The following is a 16,419-nucleotide window of genomic DNA, read 5'->3' as shown; positions in this document are numbered from 1 at the left end:
GGCGCGGCAGTCCGGGCCGGCGCGGGTGCAGCGGGTCGCCCCCGGCACAGCGGTCGGCGTCCACCTCGAGCACGGCGTTCGGACCGGCGCAGGGGCGGCGGGTCGCCCCTGCACGGAGGTCTCACCCGCCCCTGCACGGAGGTCCCGTCCGCCCCCGGCACGACATCCGGGCCGGACCCGGCGTCGCCGTCTCCGGCCCTCGCCTCCCTGGATGCGGCGGTCCGCCGCCCCCGGCGCGGGCGGCTCAGATCTTCGCCTCCTCGGGGGCCGCGGTGCGGCCGGTTCCGTCCTCGTCGGTCGTCGCGGTGCGCGTGCCGGGGATGACGGCGGCGACGGCCGCGGAGACCAGGGCGAGTCCGCCTCCGACGAGGAGCGCGGTGCGGAAGCCCGCCTCCGAGGCGAGGGTGTGGCCGCCCAGGGTCGTCGTCATCTGGGAGAGGATCACGCCGATGACGGCGGAGCCGATCGAGGTGCCCAGCGAGCGCATGAGGGTGTTGAAACCGTTGGCGGCGGCGGTCTCCGTGATCGGGACCGAGCTCATGATCAGCGCGGGCATGGCGCCGTAGGCGAGGCCCACCCCGCTGCTGGTGATGACCGTGACCAGCATGACGCCCCAGGCGGAGCCGATCAGCGCCATGGAGGCGAAGTAGCCGACGGCCAGCACCAGAGCGCCGCAGACCAGGGTGACCTTGGGACCGCGGGCGTTGGTGAGCTTCCCGCCGAGCGGGGAGACCAGCATCATCATCAGACCGCCGGGCGCGATCCACAGACCGGCCGCGAGCATCGACTGGCCGAGGCCGTAGCCGGTGGCCTCGGGGAACTGCAGCAGTTGCGGCATCACCAACATGCTCGCGTACATGCCGAAGCCGACGAAGACCGAGGCGAGGTTGGTCAGGAGCACCCGGGGGCGGGCCGTGGTGCGCAGGTCGACGAGCGGGTCGGTGGTGCGCACCTCCCACCTGCCCCAGGCGAGGAGCGCCACGACGGCGAGGGCGAAGAGACCGAGGGTGGTGACCGAGGCCCACCCCCAGTCGGCGCCCTTGGAGACGGCGAGCAGCAGCGCGACCAGGCCGACGCCGAGGCCGATCGCGCCGGGCAGGTCGAAGCGCTGGCCCTTGGCTCCGGCGGGGACGTCGGGGACGAGCAGGAAGATCAGCACGGCGACGACGGCCGCCAGCGCGGCGGAACCCCAGAACAGCACCCGCCAGTTCGCGTACTGGGCGACCGCGGCCGCCAGCGGGAGGCCGATGGCGCCGCCGATGCCCATGGAGGCGCTGACCAGGGCGATGGATCCGCTGAGCCGCTCGGCCGGCACGACGTCGCGGAGCAGGGCGATGCCGAGCGGCACCATGCCCATGCCCATGCCCTGGAGGCCGCGTCCCACGATCATGGTGACGACGTCGGAGGCGAACGCGCACACCACCGAGCCGACGACGAGCGGCACCGAGCAGGCGAGCAGCATGCGGCGTTTGCCGACCAGGTCGCCCAGGCGGCCGACGACCGGCACGCAGACGGCGGCGACCAGCAGCGTGACCGTGATCACCCAGGCCGCGTTCGAGGACGAGGTGTCCAGGATCTGCGGCAGCTCGGCGATCAGGGGGGTGACGAGCGTCTGCATGATCGCCGCCGTGGTGCCGGCGAAGGCCAGGGTGGCGATCACGGCGCCCGGGCGGGCCGTGAGGTGGGGAGCGGGGGCGCCCATGGGACTCCTCGAGGGGATGGCGGACGGGGCGGAACACGAGAGGATGTGCATCGTACATGTCGTGTGTATCCACCACATCGCATGGGGCATGCACACGATGTGCCAGGATGGTCCGGCCGCACGGAAACCGGAGGCCGGGCCCATGGAGTCGCCGACGCACGAGGTCGAGTACGAGCAGATGCTGCTCAGCCGCCACTCGTTCCTGAACCAGCGCGGCGGCCGCCGCAAGAACAGCCTCATGGAGCGCAGCGCGTACATCATGCTGAGCCGGATCCGGGTCCAGGGGCCCATGTCGATCGGAGAGCTCAGCGACGCCTTCGGCCTGGACGCCTCCACGCTGAACCGGCAGACCGCGGCGGCGATGCGGGCCGGTCTCATCGAGCGGATCCCCGACCCCGAGGGCGGCATGGCCCGCAAGTTCCGGCTCACCGACGAGGGCACGCGCCTGCTGGACGAGGAGCGCGAGGGGATCGTGGACGCCCTGGGCCAGGTCATGGCCGACTGGCCGGACGAGGACGTCGCCGCGTTCGCGGCCTACCTGCGGCGGTTCAACAACGGCATCGAGGCCATCGGCGGCCGCCCCTGGCCACGCCCCTAGGCCCTCCCCCGGGGCCTCTCGCGGCCCTCCCCCGGGCCCGGCTCCCGGCCCGCCGCTCCGGGTCCGGGCGGGGGTCGCGGGCCCCGGACGGAGGCGGGACGCCCGTCAGCGCACCGTGCGCGCGACGCGGAACCCGACGTCGTCCACCCGGAACGTGGGATGGCTGCGGCGGCGCACCGAGGCCCGGCAGCTCCAGTGCTCGTCGAACCAGCCACCGCCGCGCAGCACCCGGTAGGCACCGTAGACCTCCGCGTCGTAGACGTCCCAGCACCACTCCCACACGTTGCCGAGCATGTCGTGCAGACCCCACGCGTTGGGGAGCCGGCCTCCCACCTCGTGGACGCGCTCACCGGAGTTCCCGCGGTGCCAGGCGATGTCGTCGAGCGGCCCGTAGCGGGGCCCCGAGGTGCCCGCGCGGCAGGCGTGCTCCCACTCGGCCTCGGTGGGCAGCCGGTACCCGTCGGCCGACGCGTCCCGGTCCACGGACTCGCCGTCGGCCCTCGGCCGGTAGGCGGGGGTGAGGCCGTCCTGCTCGGACAGGGCGTTGCAGAAGCGGACCGCGTCCCACCAGGACACGCTCTCGACGGGCAGGCGGCCCGTACCGGCGGCGGGCCCGGGCAGGCCGGCGACGCGCGCGTACTGCTCGCGGGTGACCGGGTGCGCGGCCAGCCGGCAGGCCGCCACGTCGACCGCCCAGCGGCGCCGCGTCCGCCGGTCCGAGAGGGTGACCGTGCCCGGCGGCACGTCGATCATCGTGAGGCCCTGCTCCCCCGTGTCCATGACCGGATGATCTCATCGCCGGCGGCCGGCGGCGGCCCGCCGGGGTCCCGCGTGCGCCGTCCCGGCAGGACGCCTGCGCCGCCTACGGGGCGGCGGTCGGGCCCGTTCCGACGAGTTGCCGGATGGTTCCGCCGAGCCGGGGCCGGAAGCGGGCCAGCGCCTCCGGCTGCCCGCCGACCACCCAGCGCGAGCCCACCAGGTACTGGCCCCCGTAGACGGAGGCGGCCTCCAGCCACGACTCCTTGTGCCGCTCCTCGGGGAAGGTGGTGATCAGGTAGTCGGACTCCGCCGTGTGGCAGACGCCCTGCCGCAGTTCGTCCGCCTCGATGCGGATCCGGGCCGTGCAGCCGGTCAGCCCGGCGATCACCTCGACCTTGGCCGGCGCCACGACCCCGGCCTCGGGGGCCGCCGTCACGGTGGGCGGCTTGGACGCGCCCTTGCCGTCGGTGTCGTCCCCGCCGCCGCACGCGGCGGTGAGGGGGAACAGGGCCAGACTGCCGGCCAGTGCGGCGCCGCGCACCAGGCGGGCCGTGGGCTGCTGAAACACGTGCCACTCCGTGTTCGGGTCCCGGCGCGCTCGCGCCCGCGCCGGTGGACGGGCGTTCGGCAGAAGGTACGGCGGCGACGCGGCGGCCGTTCACCGCCCACGCGGCCGCGGCGGGCCGCCGGGCCCGCGGCCTGTCTAAGGTTAGAGAGGATCACCGCCTGCCCGGGAGCCCCCATGACCGGTATCCGTCGCAAGAGGCCCGCCGCCGCCGTGGACGCCCTCGACGCCCTGGACGCCCTGGACGCCCTGGACGCGATCGAGCCTCCGGGAAACGTCGAGACGTTCGTCGGCGTGCTGTCGGTGACGGTCCTGGTGGAGGTCCTCGGTGTGCTGTCCGGCTCCGAGGTGTGGCTCCTCGGGCTCCTGGTGTTCCTGCCCGGCACGGCGTCGGCCCTGTGCACCGTCCAGCAGACGAAGTTCGTCGCCGCCTGGACCACCCTGTTCGTGACCTTCACGGTGGTGGTGCGCGCCGTCGACGGGGACCGCTGGCTCGACCGGGCGCTGCTGGTGCTGCTCACCCTGGCGCTGGGGGCCGCCTCCGTCTACGCCTGCCACCGGCGCATCGGCCGCGAGCACGAGATGCTGCGGCTGCGCTCCACCGCCGCCGCCATGCAGCGGCACATCCTCCACCCGCTGCCGCTGCTCACCGACGACGTCCTGGTCAACGGCGTCTACGAACCCGTGCAGGAGGACCGGCTGGTCGGCGGCGACATCTACGACGTCGTCGCGTCCCCCTGGGGCACCCGGGTGCTGATCGGCGACGTGCAGGGCAAGGGGCTGGCCGCGGTGGGCGCGGCGTTCGCCGTCATCGGCGCCTTCCGGGAGGCGGCCCACCGCGAACCGACGCTCACCGCGCTCGTCGACGCGCTGGACGCGGCGGTCGTCCGGCACAACTCGTACGCCGAGCAGACCGGCGACGACGAGCGGTTCGTCACCGCTCTCGTCGTCGGCGTGGACGCGCACGCGGAGGCCCAGGTCGTCAACTGCGGTCATGTGCCGCCCCGGTTGGTGCACGACGGCGTCGTCAGCACGCCGGTCCTGGACACCGGCGTCCCGCTCGGGCTCGCCGAACTGGCCGTCGAGCCGACGACCGTGCAGTGGTTCGCCTTCCCGGCGGGTTCGACGCTGGTGCTGACCACCGACGGCCTCACCGAGACCCGCGCCGCCGACGGCGCCTTCTATCCGGTCGACGACCGCCTGACGAAGTACGCGGACCTCCTGCCGACCGAGCTGCCGCAGGCACTGCACGACGACTCCCGGGCGTTCACGCGCGACGGCCGCCGCCACGACGACGTCGCCGTGCTGACCGTGCGCCGGTCGCCGCGCTCCTGACGCGGGGCCGGCGCACGGTCGGTCCGGGCGGGCGCCCGGTCAGGCCCAGGCGGTCACCGGGACGAACGAGCTGTCCTGACGGAACAGGTCCGTGCCGTCGGACGCCTCGACGCGCAGCTGGTAGTCGTAGTGGCGCAGGTAGGAGCCGGGGTAGTTGTACGACTCGAAGCGGACGGAGCCGCTCGTCGACCCGGTCCGGGCGACGAAGGTGGCGTCCCGGGCGAAGGTGGACGTGCCGTCGTGGGCGTCGAAGCGGCCGCGGAAGGCGTAGTGGCGCAGGTAGTTGCCGGCCGCGTCGCGGAAGGAGTAGGCGTTCGCGTCGGCGAGGCCCGCCACGACGGTGAAGGTGGCCGCCTGCTTCTCGGCAGCGGTGCTGGAGCTCGTCACCACGGGCAGGTTGAGCAGGGCGGACTGTTCCTGCCAGTAGCGGGTGGTGTAGTTGGCGGAGCGCAGCGAGCGCGTGGCGTTCCTCGTGAGGGCCGGGCCGCCGGTCACGGTCTCCTTGACGACGGTGAAGTGGCGCGCGGTGCCGGAGATGCCGGGCAGCGCCTTGGGCGCGCTCCAGGTGGCGAAGGCGTCGTAGCTGTCGCTGTAGTAGTAGTTGCCGTCGCCGTAGCCGTCGAAGAAGATCCGCCAGGCGCCGTTGTCGAGCTGGATCACGGACGGGCCCTCGCGGTAGCTGCCCCAGCCGGCCCAGTCGCCGGTCCTGGTGATCGTGTAGGGGCCCGCCAGGTTCGACGCGGTGCCGTACTCGATGTACTTGGCCGTCTCGTTCTTGGTGAACGCGTGGTAGGTCGAGCCGACCTTCACGATGCAGGTGTCGATGTGGTTCGGTCCGATGCCGGACAGCGCGACCGGCGAGGTCCAGGCGGTGAGAGCGGAGTTGGCGGCCTTCAGCAGATACGGGGTGAAGATCCACTCATTGCTGGTGACCGAGCAGGACACGATGACGTTGACGCTGCCGTCGCCGTCGACGAACCACTCCGGGGCCCAGGCTCGGGACAGGTCGGCGATCGGGACCGTGTAGTCGTACAGGAACGTCCAGTTGGCCCGGTCCGGGCTGCGGGCGAAGCCGATGGTGGTGCTGACGTCCTGCCAGGTGTGGGTGGTGTAGGTGAGGTAGTAGTAGCCGTCGGAGTGCTTGAAGACGCTCGCGTCCCGGATGCGGTTGGCGGGCGGGGTGTAGGCGGAGGACCGCAGCAGCCGGAAGTCGGTCGCGTCGTCGGACTGGTAGACGTTCACCGTGCCGTCGTTGCTGTTGAGGAACGGGACGATGGTGTACCGGGTGGCCGATCCGGCGGCGGGCGCGGCGGCGAGGGCGGTGCCGAGCAGGCCGGGCGCCTCGCCGAGCACGAGTGCGGCGGCGGGCAGGGCCGCCATCGCGCGCAGCAGGGAACGACGGGACGGGGTGCGGGGGCGTGTCGTCATGGTGCGGCTCTCCTACGGCTCAAGGTCCGAAATCCCGAACAGAGTTCGGGAAGTCGATCAGAAAGTAAGGGCGGCCCCGGGGTCCGTCAATCCTTCGCGCAGGAACGGGGGATGCCTGTGGGACGCCTGTGGCGGCGGCCGCGCACCCGTGCCGGACGGGCGGATTCCGGCCGTACCCTGTGACCATGGACGACGCGTCGATGGTCGGGCTCATGGGGCGGGTCACCGGGACGATCGGGCCGGGACTCGTCGGCGAGGTGATCGTGCGGGTGCGCGGCGGGGCCGAGCACTTCCTGGCCCACGCGGCGGACGGCACGGGCCGCATCGAGTGCGGCACGGTGGTGATGGTGGTCGAGCACCTCCCTCCCCGAACGGTCTACGTCACGCGCGCGTACGACAGTTGAGCCCGTCCCGGCCCAGGTGAGAGCGACTTTCGTGCGCCTTGCGAAACACAAGCGTCAAGATTGCAACAAGGATCGGCCCGCGTCTTCACCGTGCGGCCGCGCAGGCGCACACTCCCTTCGTTCGGTGCCGAAAGGGCACCATCACAAGGGGGCGTATGCCGATGGTTGTCGGCGTCGTTGCGGGGGTGGCGGTTGTCGCCGTCCTCGCGCTGATCGGTCTGTTCAAGATGATGTGGCGGGTCGCGGAGCCCAATGAGGCACTCGTCATCTCCGGCTCCAACCACCGCACCGAGGGCCTCGAGGCGGGCATGGGGTTCCGCATCGTCACCGGGCGCGGGACCATGGTGATGCCCGGGGTGCAGGTGGTGCGCAAGCTGTCGCTCGATCTGAACGAGACCGAACTGCATGTGGACTGCGTGACGCACCAGGGCATCCCGCTCAAGGTGCGCGGCGTGGTCATCTTCAAGGTCGGCGACGACTTCGTGTCGATCGCCAACGCGGCCCGCCGCTTCCTCGACCAGCAGAAGCTGATGTCGGAGCGGGTGCACAACGTCTTCGCCGGTCATCTCCGGTCCATCGTCGGCGGGTTGACGGTGGAGGACATGATCCGCGACCGGGAGAAGCTCACCGGGCAGACCCGTGCGGCCTGTGGCACGGAGATGGAGAAGCTGGGCCTCATCGTGGACTCCCTGCAGATCCACGAGATCGAGGACCCCACCGGCTACATCAAGAACATGGCGATGCCGCACGCGGCGGCCGTCCAGCGGGACGCGCGCATCGCACAGGCGGAGGCGAACCGTCTCGCCACGGAGGCGGAGCAGGCCTCGTTCGCCCGCATGGCGGAGGCCACCCGGGACAGCGAGATCCTCCAGACCGGCTACCAGGCCGAGCGGGACAAGGCGGGCGCCAAGGCCCGCCAGGCCGGACCCCTCGCCGACGCCGCCGCCCGGCAGGAGGTCGTCGTCCAGGAGACACGGGTGGCCGAGCTGGAGGCCCACCGTCGCGAACAGCAGCTCCAGGCGGACGTGCGCAAGCCCGCGGACGCCAAGGCCTACGAGAAGCGCACGCTGGCCGAGGCCGAGCGCGACGCCCGGATCTCTGCGGCCCAGGCCAAGGCGAGGGAGACCGAGCTCGCGGCGGCCGCCGAGGCCACCCGCGTCAAGCAGGCCGCCGGCGCCGAGGCCGAGGCGACCCGCAACCGGGGCGAGGCCTCCGCGGCCGCCACCCGGGCCACCGGTGAGGCCGAGGCGGCCTCCGCACAGGCCAGGGGTCTGGCGGCGGCCGAGGCGGCCAGGGCACAGGGCCTCGCGGAGGCGGAGGCCATCAAGGCCCGCGCCGCCGCGCTCGCCGAGAACCAGGAGGCGGTCGTCGCCCAGCAACTCGCCGAGAACTGGCCGGAGATCGTGAAGGCGGGCGCGTCCGCGTTCGGCAACGTCGACAACATGGTGCTGCTCAACGGCGCCGACGGCATGGCGGACGTGTTCGCCAAGGCGCTCACGATGGGCGGGACGGGGCTCGGCCTGGCCCGTCAGCTGCTCGCCTCGATGAACCAGAACGGACAGGAGCCGAAGGCGACTTCGCCCCTCAACGGGATCGCGAACCCGCCGTCGCAGAAGGTGCCGGTCGAGGAGAGGTGACGGGGCGGCCCCGCGGGCGACGGCCGCGTGGGGCAACGCCGGTGGAACCGGTCACGGGGACAGCCTTTAGGGTGCCCCCGTGACCGCGTTTACCGATGCAGACGTTCCGGGCCGCTCCGGCCCCACCGCCACCGTCGAGGCCGACCCGCGCGAGGTCGGCCGGGTGCGCACCGAGTACTCCCCCGCGCACGACGGCGACCCGGACCCCGGCGAGATCGTGTGGACCTGGGTGCCGTTCGAGGAGAACGACGGCCGGGGCAAGGACCGTCCGGTGCTCGTCGTCGCCCGCGAGGCGGGCGGGACCTTCCTCGCCGTGCAGCTCTCCAGCAAGCGCCACGACGGCGACCGCGAGTGGGTCGCCATCGGCAGCGGGCCGTGGGACCGGACCGGGCGGGACTCCTGGGTGGACGTCGACCGCGTCCTGCGTCTGCACGAGGACGGCATGCGCCGGGAGGCCTGCGCCCTCGACCGGATGCGCTTCGACCTGGTACGCCGACGACTGCACGAGCGCTACGGCTGGACCTGAGGGCCCGTCGGCCGGACCGCCCGGGAGCGTCCCGCGCCCGCGGGACGGCCGCCGGCCCGCGAGCCGAAAGGCCGTCGCGGCGGGCCCAGGCCGATGAGGGAGCAGGAAGTCCGCCCTCCGCCCACGGAAGGGGCGAGCCGCGCACCCGGGCCGGTCGCAGGCCCGTGCCGCACCCCCGCTCGGCGCGGTCGTGCGCCCGCACCCCCCTGCGTGCCCTTCCCGGTCTCGCGCGCGACCGCTCACGCCCTGCACGCCTCCCCCGTCGTGCTCGTGCACGCATCGTGAGCGATCCTGGACACCGTGTGCAACAGGATTTTCCGGTGCCGGGGACTCTTGACGCATACGACGGCGACCTCCGGGAAGCCGGTCGGAACCGGCCGTGAGCGGTCGGGAAACCGGCAGTGAACCGACCCGGAATCGACGAGGAAGCGATCCCCGACCGCAGATCCACGGTCCGGAAAGTCCTGTTCTGCACCCTTGTGCGGAACGGATCGAGGGTCTTGGGTGGAACGAGCCCTACCGGTCCGGCCCGCACCGGGGCCGCACCGATGGCATGGTGGAATCTCAGGAGGATCCCGACATGTCCGACTCGGTCAGCGACTGTACCGACGAAGCGGAACCCCGCACCGCCCTCACCGAAGCCGAGGTGGAGGCGCTGGTCAGGGGCATCTGCTTCAAGACCGGCCCGCCCCGCGCCGTCGGGGTGGAACTGGAATGGCTCGTCCACGAGCTGCGCTCGTCACGGCTCCCCGTCACACCCGAACGGCTCAGAGCCGCGTACGCCGCCCTGCGCGCCGTGCCGCTGAGCTCTCCGCTCACCGTCGAACCAGGCGGCCAGCTGGAACTGAGCTCGCTGCCGGCCGCCTCCCTGACGGAGTGCGTGCGCACCGTCTCCGCCGACCTCGCCGCCGTCCGCGCGGTCCTGGCCGAGCACGGACTCGCTCTCTGCGGGAGCGGCACGGACCCCTGGCGCCCACCGCGCCGCTTCCTCCACGAACCCCGCTACGACGCCATGGAGGCCTGCCTCGACCGCACCGGTCCGGCCGGCCGCGCGATGATGTGCGCCTCGGCCTCCGTACAGGTCTGCCTGGACGCCGGGTACGAGGAGCCCGGCCCCCTGGGACTCGGGCGGCGCTGGTGGCTGTCGCACACGCTCGGCGCCGTGCTGGTGGCGGCTTTCGCCAACTCCCCGCTGCTCGGCGGCGCGCCCACCGGCTGGCGCTCCACCCGCCAGCTCCTGTGGATGGAGATCGGCGCCGGACGCGCGGGCGGCCCCGTCCTGGACGGCGATCCACGCGCCTCCTGGGCCCGGCACGTGCTGGACTCCCCCGTGATGTGCGTACGGCGCGACGGCGGTCCCTGGGACGTGCCCGAACGGCTCACGTTCCGGGAGTGGACCCGTACGGGAACCCCGACCAGGGAGGACCTCGACTACCACATCAGCACCCTGTTCCCACCGGTCAGACCCCGTGGCCACCTGGAACTGCGCATGATCGACGCCCAGCCCGGCGAGGACGGCTGGATCGTGCCGCTCGCGGTCACGACGGCGCTCTTCGAGGACCCGGAGGCCGCCGAGGTCGCCTACCGGGCGGTGAAACCGCTCGCCGAGCGGGCCCGGCCGCTGCCCGCCCCGCACAATCCGCTGTGGACCGACGCCGCCCGCCACGGGCTGGCCGACCCCGAGCTGCACGAGACGGCCGTCGCCTGCTTCGCCACCGCGCTGCGGGCGCTGCCGCGCCTGGGCGCCGACGACGCGATCGTGGCCGCCGTGGCGGACTACCTCGACCGCTACGTCCGCCGGGGCCGTACCCCGGCGGACGACCAGCTCGACCGCCTGCGCGGCATCGACACCCGAGCGAACGGGAAGGACCTCAGCTCATGACCGAGCCCGCCCTGGACACCGAGGCCGCGCCGGGCGCCGAGCCCGCTCCGGACGCGGAGACCCTCCGCAGCCGGGTGCTCGCCTCGCTCACCACCGCCCGCGAACGCACCACGCTGCTGACGAGCTGCGTCGAGGAGCCCGACCTCACCGCCCAGCACTCCCCGTTGATGTCGCCACTCGTGTGGGACCTCGCCCACATCGGCAACCAGGAGGAACTGTGGCTGCTGCGCGCGGTGGCCGGCCGGGAGGCGATGCGCCCCGAGATCGACGGCCTCTACGACGCCTTCGAGCACTCGCGCGCGGAGCGGCCCACGCTGCCGCTGCTGCCGCCCGCCGAGGCCCGCCGGTACGCGGCCGAGGTACGCGGCCGCGTACTGGACCTGCTGGAGTCGGCCGACTTCCACGGCACCCGTCTGACGGAGGCCGGCTTCGCCTTCGGGATGATCGCCCAGCACGAACAGCAGCACGACGAGATCATGCTGATCACCCATCAGCTCCGCACCGGCCCGCCGGCGCTGACCGCGCCGGACCCGGACCCGGCGCCGCTGTCCACCGGTCCGGCCGAAGTCCTCGTGCCGGGCGGCCCGTTCACCATGGGCGCCTCCGACGAGCCCTGGGCGCTGGACAACGAACGGCCCGCCCACCGGCGCGAGGTCGCGCCCTTCCGGATCGACACCGCCCCGGTGACCAACGGCGCCTACCGGGCGTTCATCGAGGACGGCGGCTACGAGCAGGAACGCTGGTGGACGAGGGAGGGCTGGGCGCACATCCGCGAACACGGCATCCACGCCCCGCTGTTCTGGAGGCGCGACGGGGGGCAGTGGCTGCGCCGCCGCTTCGGGACCACCGAGGTCGTGCCGCCCGAGGAGCCGGTGCTGCACGTGTGCTGGTACGAGGCCGACGCCTATGCCCGCTGGGCCGGACGGCGGCTGCCCACCGAGGCCGAGTGGGAGAAGGCGGCCCGCTTCGACCCCGCGACCGGCGGTTCGACGCGCTATCCGTGGGGTGACGCCGACCCAGGGCCCGAGCACGCCAACCTGGGGCAGCGGCACCTGCGGCCGGCCCCCGCGGGCAGCTACCCGGCCGGCGAGTCGCCGCTCGGCGTGCGGCAGCTGATCGGGGACGTCTGGGAATGGACGTCCAGCGACTTCCTGCCCTACCCCGGGTTCCGGGCGTTCCCCTACAAGGAGTACTCGGAGGTGTTCTTCGGGCCCGAGTACAAGGTGCTGCGCGGCGGCTCGTTCGCGGTCGACCCGGTGGCCTGCCGGGGCACCTTCCGCAACTGGGACTACCCGATCCGGCGACAGATCTTCTCCGGGTTCCGCACGGCCCGCTCGGAGGACGTCTGATGTGCCGCCACCTGGCCTATCTGGGGCCCGAGCAACCGCTGGGACGACTGCTCGTCGAGCCCGCGCACGCCCTGTACCGCCAGTCGTGGGCGCCCCGGCGGCAGCGGTACGGAACGGTCAACGCCGACGGCTTCGGGGTGGGCTGGTACGCCGACGGCGACCCGGCTCCGGCGCGCTACCGCAGGGCCGGGCCCATCTGGGCGGACCTGTCCTTCGCCGACCTGGCGCGGGTGGTGCGCAGCCGGGCGCTGCTGGCCGCCGTGCGCGACGCCACCCTGGCCGGCGCCGACGCCGAGGCCGCCGCGGCGCCGTACGCGGCCGACGGCCGGCTGTTCAGCCACAACGGGGCCGTGGCCGGCTGGCCGCGCTCGCTGGAGCCGCTCGCCGGGACGCTGCCCGCCTCGGCACTGCTGTCGATGGAGGCCCGCAACGACTCGGCGTTCGTGTGGGCCCTGGTGCTGGCCCGGCTGCGCGCCGGGGACACCGCGGGCCAGGCGCTGGCGGACACCGTCCTGGAGGTCGCCGAGGCGGCCCCCGGATCCCGGCTGAACCTGCTGCTCACCGACGGCTCCGCCATCGCCGCGACCGCCTGGGGCGACACCCTGTGGTACCTGGCGGAGCCCGGCCTGAGCACGGTCGTGGCCTCCGAACCCTACGACGACGATCCGCGCTGGCAGGAGGTCCCGGACCGCACCCTGCTCGTGGCGAGCCGCGCCGACGTCCTGCTCACCCCGCTCAAGGACCAGAGCCCGGACGCGGCATCCGCACCACTCGAGGAGACCGGCACGTGAGCACGTTCCAGATCACCCGCACCCTCCCCGTGGACGCCACGGACGCCGCCCTGCGCGACGACGTCCTGCGCGGCCTGACCGCCACCCCCAAGACGCTGCCGCCCAAGTGGTTCTACGACGCGCACGGCAGCGACCTGTTCGAGCGGATCACCGAACTCCCCGAGTACTACCCGACACGCGCCGAGCGCGAGATCCTCGTGGACCGCTCCGGCGAGATCGCCGCCGCGGCCCGCGCCCGCACGCTCGTCGAACTCGGCTCGGGCTCCTCGGAGAAGACCCGCCATCTCATCGACGCGATGACCGGGCTGGACACCTATGTGCCCGTCGACGTCAGCGAGAGCGCGCTCCGCCAGGCGGGCGAGGCGCTGATCGCCGAACGGCCCGGACTGCGCGTGCACGCGCTGATCGCCGACTTCACGGCGGGCCTGACGCTGCCCGACACCCCGGGACCCCGGCTGCTCGCCTTCCTCGGGGGCACGATCGGCAATCTGCTGCCGGCCGAGCGGGCGGCGTTCCTGGCCTCGGTCCGGACGATGCTCGCGCCGGGCGACACGCTGCTGCTCGGCACCGACCTCGTCAAGGACGAGCGGGTCCTGGTGCCCGCGTACGACGACGCGGCCGGGGTGACCGCCGCGTTCAACAAGAACGTCCTGGCGGTGGTCAACCGGGAGCTGGGCGCCGACTTCGATCCCGGCGCCTTCGAGCACGTCGCGCTGTGGAATCCGCACGACGAATGGATCGAGATGCGGCTGCGCTCGCGCGTCGCGCAGACGGTGAAGGTGCCCGCGCTCGATCTCGCCGTCGACTTCGCGGCCGGCGAGGAGCTGCGCACCGAGGTGTCGGCGAAGTTCCGGGAGGAGGGGGTGCGCGCCGAACTGTCCTCCGCGGGACTGGAGTTGACGCACTGGTGGACCGACCGGGCGGGACGGTTCGCGTTGTCGTCGTCCACCGTGCGCTGACCGTGCGACGGCGGCGCCCGCCGGGCCGGCGCCGGGCGGGCGCCGCCGTCGTGCCGTGCTCGAGCGGGCCCCGTCGTCGCACGTCGGCGGGCGGGCGCCGTGCTGCGGCGGCAGGCGACCGTCCGGCGGGCGCCGGGCGCCGGACCGCGGAGGTCAGTAGGTGACCGTCAGCGCCTCGGTGATGCGCTGCGAGGCGCGGCGGGCCTCGGTCGCCGGGTCGGAGCCGGTGAGGACCTTCGTCATGTAGCCCTTGATCGGGTTGTCCGCCTCGACGGCGGCCCACTCGGGCGTGCTGGGGGTGGCGCGGCCCCGCGCCGCCCCCGCCGCCATGGCCGTGACCCCCTCCTCGCCCGCGACGGCCTTCGCCAGCTTCGCCTTGTTCGGCACGTACTTCATGGTGCGGGCCAGGTCCGTGTCCCACCGCGCGCCGGTCAGCGCGGAGACCACCGCCACGGCGCCGTCCCGCACGTCGGTGTTGCGGGGGACGACGAGGTCGGAGCCGCCCGTGAAGACGGCGCCGGGCCGCCCCGCGGTCCTGCCCGGCACGGGGAAGAAGCCCAACCGGTCGCGCAGGGCGGGGTTGCGTTCCAGCACGGTGCGGGCGAGTCCGGGAACGGCCACGATCTGCGCCACCTTTCCCCCGGCGAACACCCCTGCCTGGGGCGGATGTTCCTCGTCGGCCCCCACGGGACCCCCGCCGAGCGCCTGGAGCCGCCGGTAGAAGTCCATCCCCCTCAGGGCGGCCGGCGTGTCGAGGGCGCCCTCCCAGCGGCCGCCGGCCTCCGTGGCGAGGTCGCCGCCCTCGTCCCAGACGAACCCCGCCAGGGTGTACCAGTCCTGCCCGGCCAGGTAGATGCCCTGGTGGCCGTCGGCGTTCAGCTTCTCGGTGTCGGCGAGCCACTCGGCACGGGTGCGCGGCGGGACGGTGACGCCGGCCCGTTCGAAGAGGTCCTTGCGGTAGATCACCACCCGGTTGGCCGCGTACCAGGGGATGCCGTACTGGTGGAAGCGCTCGCGACCCGGCTCGGCGAGGCCGGGCAGCCAGTCGGCGCGCCCCCACCGCGTCGCGGACTCCAGGGTCAGGTCGAGCAGCCCGCCCCCCTCGACGTACTGCGGGACCTGGGTGTTGCCGACCTCGATGACGTCCGGCCCCCTGCCGTCGTCCGCCTTCAGCGCGGCCTGCACCTTGTCGCCGACGCCGGTCCATTCCTGGATGCGGACGTCGAGGTGGAGGTCGGGGTGGTCGTGCTCGAAGTCCTCGGTGAACCGCTCCACGAATTCCGGCGACGCGCTGTCCTTCATCAGCCACACGGTGACCGTGCTCCGCTCGGGGCCGCCGGTCCCGGGCAGCGCCCCACACGCGGTCAGAAGGGAGACGGACACGCACACAAGGGCGAGGAGGCGACGGCTCACGGGGGTCCTGTTCTGTCTGGCGGACAGGGCGAGGGGCCCGGCATGGGGGACGAGCAAGGTGCTCGTGCGGGTGTCCAGGATTTTGGTATGGACCAATGCGAGGGGTCAAGGGGGCGCCGGGAGGATCGACTCCGCCCTGCCGACGTCTCGCGCCGCGCCGCACCTTGGGGCACGGTGGAGTGACGCGTGACACACGTGACGACGTCGACGTGGCGTCGTCACGGTCGAGAGGAGCACCTTGATGTCGAATCACACCTACCGGGTCACGGAGATCGTCGGCACCTCGCCGGACGGCGTCGACGCGGCCGTCCGCAACGGCCTCGCCCGCGCCTCGCGGACCTTGCGCAACCTGGACTGGTTCGAGGTCACCCAGGTGCGCGGCCAGATCGAGAACGGCGACATCGCGCACTGGCAGGTGGGCCTGAAGGTCGGCTTCCGCCTCGACGAGTCGGACTGACCGAGGCCTCGCCCGCGCGCGGCGGCCGGCAGGGCAGACCGCAGGGACGCCGGACGCGGGGACCGGCCCGGCCGGGCCTCAGGTGCGGCCCTCGCCCTCCTGGGCCTGCCGCAGCGTGCCCGACGGCGCGGTCCAGCGGGCCCTGACGACGGTGAACCCGGCGCGTTCGGCGTCGTCGCACACCAACTCGTCGTCGTCCACCAGGACCCGCACGTCCCGGTCGCGGGCGAGCCGGCGCAGCGTCTCCAGCTTCGTGCGGCGCGCGGGCCTGCGGTCGTCGTTGCGCCGCATGTGCAGGCGCCCCTCCGGCAGCCCCTGGGCGGCGAGCCAGTCCAGGGTGTCCCGCCGGCAGCGCTCGGGCCGGCCGGTGAGGTAGACGACCTCGCACTCCTCGGCGCTCGCCGTCGCCAGCGCGACGCCCTCGGGGATCGGCGGGTCCTGCGGCGCGGCCGCGAAGAACGCGTCCCAGTCGCGCGGCCTGCTCTCCAGGAACCGCTGCCGGTGGGCCGTGTCGGCCAGGGTGTTGTCCAGATCGAACACGGCGAGAGGCCGTCTGCTGCTGTCGGTCACGGCACCACCCTATGCAGCCGGCCCCGCCCGCCCCGCCCTCGGCC

The 16,419-nt window shown here is 73.4% G+C and carries 16 protein-coding genes; 10 read left to right on the top strand and 6 right to left on the bottom strand.

Annotated elements, in window-relative coordinates:
- Positions 1-244: 244 nt before the first annotated feature.
- Positions 245-1,702 (bottom strand): MFS transporter, encoded by a 1,458-nt coding sequence (locus tag KMS84_RS25935; RefSeq protein WP_256918865.1) that lies wholly within the window; start codon positions 1,700-1,702, stop codon positions 245-247.
- Positions 1,703-1,844: 142 nt separating this feature from the next.
- Between KMS84_RS25935 and KMS84_RS25930 the strand changes: the two genes are divergently transcribed.
- Positions 1,845-2,300, top strand: coding sequence for a MarR family winged helix-turn-helix transcriptional regulator (locus KMS84_RS25930; protein WP_256918864.1), 456 nt, complete (start codon positions 1,845-1,847; stop codon positions 2,298-2,300).
- A 105-nt stretch (positions 2,301-2,405) separates the two neighbouring features.
- On the opposite strand, the gene KMS84_RS25925 is transcribed toward KMS84_RS25930, so the two are convergent.
- On the bottom strand, positions 2,406-3,080 hold the full coding sequence (locus KMS84_RS25925; RefSeq protein WP_256918863.1) for a formylglycine-generating enzyme family protein: 675 nt from the start codon (positions 3,078-3,080) through the stop codon (positions 2,406-2,408).
- A gap of 82 nt (positions 3,081-3,162) precedes the next feature.
- Positions 3,163-3,627: a hypothetical protein gene (locus tag KMS84_RS25920; RefSeq protein WP_256918862.1), complete on the bottom strand. Its 465-nt coding sequence runs from the start codon at positions 3,625-3,627 to the stop codon at positions 3,163-3,165.
- Positions 3,628-3,801: 174 nt separating this feature from the next.
- Here KMS84_RS25920 and KMS84_RS25915 point away from each other — a divergent pair, with 174 nt between their 5' ends.
- Positions 3,802-4,959, top strand: a complete 1,158-nt coding sequence (locus KMS84_RS25915; RefSeq protein WP_256918861.1) for a PP2C family protein-serine/threonine phosphatase — start codon at positions 3,802-3,804, stop codon at positions 4,957-4,959.
- Positions 4,960-4,998: 39 nt separating this feature from the next.
- Here the strand turns inward: KMS84_RS25915 and KMS84_RS25910 are convergent, their stop codons facing one another.
- Positions 4,999-6,387, bottom strand: coding sequence for an AbfB domain-containing protein (locus KMS84_RS25910; RefSeq protein WP_256918860.1), 1,389 nt, complete (start codon positions 6,385-6,387; stop codon positions 4,999-5,001).
- A 185-nt stretch (positions 6,388-6,572) separates the two neighbouring features.
- On the opposite strand from KMS84_RS25910, the gene KMS84_RS25905 reads away from it, so the two are divergent.
- The 7 genes from KMS84_RS25905 (at position 6,573) to egtD (ending at position 13,935) form a co-directional block, all read left to right on the top strand.
- On the top strand, positions 6,573-6,791 hold the full coding sequence (locus KMS84_RS25905) for an NfeD C-terminal domain-containing protein (RefSeq protein WP_190149244.1): 219 nt from the start codon (positions 6,573-6,575) through the stop codon (positions 6,789-6,791).
- A gap of 155 nt (positions 6,792-6,946) precedes the next feature.
- On the top strand, positions 6,947-8,428 hold the full coding sequence (locus KMS84_RS25900; protein WP_256918859.1) for an SPFH domain-containing protein: 1,482 nt from the start codon (positions 6,947-6,949) through the stop codon (positions 8,426-8,428).
- 79 nt (positions 8,429-8,507) lie between these two features.
- Positions 8,508-8,954 carry a type II toxin-antitoxin system PemK/MazF family toxin gene (locus KMS84_RS25895; protein ID WP_256918858.1) on the top strand — a complete coding sequence of 149 codons (447 nt, stop codon included), beginning with the start codon at positions 8,508-8,510 and terminating at the stop codon, positions 8,952-8,954.
- Between the two features lie 580 nt (positions 8,955-9,534).
- Entirely contained in the window at positions 9,535-10,836 is a 1,302-nt protein-coding gene (gene egtA / locus KMS84_RS25890; RefSeq protein ID WP_256918857.1) for an ergothioneine biosynthesis glutamate--cysteine ligase EgtA, read from the top strand.
- A complete protein-coding gene (gene egtB / locus KMS84_RS25885; protein WP_256918856.1) occupies positions 10,833-12,185 on the top strand; it encodes an ergothioneine biosynthesis protein EgtB in 1,353 nt (450 codons plus the stop codon). Before egtA ends, egtB begins: the two co-directional genes overlap by 4 nt.
- A complete protein-coding gene (gene egtC / locus KMS84_RS25880) occupies positions 12,185-12,976 on the top strand; it encodes an ergothioneine biosynthesis protein EgtC (RefSeq protein ID WP_256918855.1) in 792 nt (263 codons plus the stop codon). Before egtB ends, egtC begins: the two co-directional genes overlap by 1 nt.
- Positions 12,973-13,935: an L-histidine N(alpha)-methyltransferase gene (gene egtD / locus KMS84_RS25875; RefSeq protein ID WP_256918854.1), complete on the top strand. Its 963-nt coding sequence runs from the start codon at positions 12,973-12,975 to the stop codon at positions 13,933-13,935. The genes egtC and egtD overlap by 4 nt, the downstream gene beginning before the upstream one ends.
- 153 nt (positions 13,936-14,088) lie before the next feature.
- Here egtD and KMS84_RS25870 read toward each other — a convergent pair whose 3' ends face one another.
- Positions 14,089-15,348 carry an extracellular solute-binding protein gene (locus KMS84_RS25870; RefSeq protein WP_256918853.1) on the bottom strand — a complete coding sequence of 420 codons (1,260 nt, stop codon included), beginning with the start codon at positions 15,346-15,348 and terminating at the stop codon, positions 14,089-14,091.
- Between the two features lie 241 nt (positions 15,349-15,589).
- On the opposite strand from KMS84_RS25870, the gene KMS84_RS25865 reads away from it, so the two are divergent.
- A complete protein-coding gene (locus KMS84_RS25865) occupies positions 15,590-15,805 on the top strand; it encodes a dodecin (protein WP_069768851.1) in 216 nt (71 codons plus the stop codon).
- 78 nt (positions 15,806-15,883) lie between these two features.
- On the opposite strand, the gene KMS84_RS25860 is transcribed toward KMS84_RS25865, so the two are convergent.
- Positions 15,884-16,375, bottom strand: a complete 492-nt coding sequence (locus tag KMS84_RS25860; RefSeq protein ID WP_256918852.1) for a phosphatase domain-containing protein — start codon at positions 16,373-16,375, stop codon at positions 15,884-15,886.
- Positions 16,376-16,419: the final 44 nt, after the last annotated feature.

Source organism: Streptomyces hilarionis (assembly GCF_024539675.1).
GTDB classification, from domain to species: Bacteria; Actinomycetota; Actinomycetes; order Streptomycetales; family Streptomycetaceae; genus Streptomyces; species Streptomyces hilarionis.
Note: the sequence above shows the minus strand (reverse complement) of the source record. Positions and strands in the feature narration are given on the sequence as shown.

Excerpts from the sequence above, each read along its gene's own strand:
- KMS84_RS25930 (WP_256918864.1), top strand. The coding sequence starts at position 1,845 with ATGGAGTCGCCGACGCACGAGGTCGAGTACGAGCAGATGCTGCTCAGC.
- egtC (WP_256918855.1), top strand. The coding sequence starts at position 12,185 with ATGTGCCGCCACCTGGCCTATCTGGGGCCCGAGCAACCGCTGGGACGA.
- KMS84_RS25915 (WP_256918861.1), top strand. The coding sequence starts at position 3,802 with ATGACCGGTATCCGTCGCAAGAGGCCCGCCGCCGCCGTGGACGCCCTC.
- KMS84_RS25900 (WP_256918859.1), top strand. The coding sequence starts at position 6,947 with ATGCCGATGGTTGTCGGCGTCGTTGCGGGGGTGGCGGTTGTCGCCGTC.
- KMS84_RS25910 (WP_256918860.1), bottom strand. The coding sequence starts at position 6,387 with ATGACGACACGCCCCCGCACCCCGTCCCGTCGTTCCCTGCTGCGCGCG.
- KMS84_RS25935 (WP_256918865.1), bottom strand. The coding sequence starts at position 1,702 with ATGGGCGCCCCCGCTCCCCACCTCACGGCCCGCCCGGGCGCCGTGATC.
- KMS84_RS25925 (WP_256918863.1), bottom strand. The coding sequence starts at position 3,080 with ATGGACACGGGGGAGCAGGGCCTCACGATGATCGACGTGCCGCCGGGC.
- egtA (WP_256918857.1), top strand. The coding sequence starts at position 9,535 with ATGTCCGACTCGGTCAGCGACTGTACCGACGAAGCGGAACCCCGCACC.
- KMS84_RS25865 (WP_069768851.1), top strand. The coding sequence starts at position 15,590 with ATGTCGAATCACACCTACCGGGTCACGGAGATCGTCGGCACCTCGCCG.
- egtB (WP_256918856.1), top strand. The coding sequence starts at position 10,833 with ATGACCGAGCCCGCCCTGGACACCGAGGCCGCGCCGGGCGCCGAGCCC.
- KMS84_RS25905 (WP_190149244.1), top strand. The coding sequence starts at position 6,573 with ATGGACGACGCGTCGATGGTCGGGCTCATGGGGCGGGTCACCGGGACG.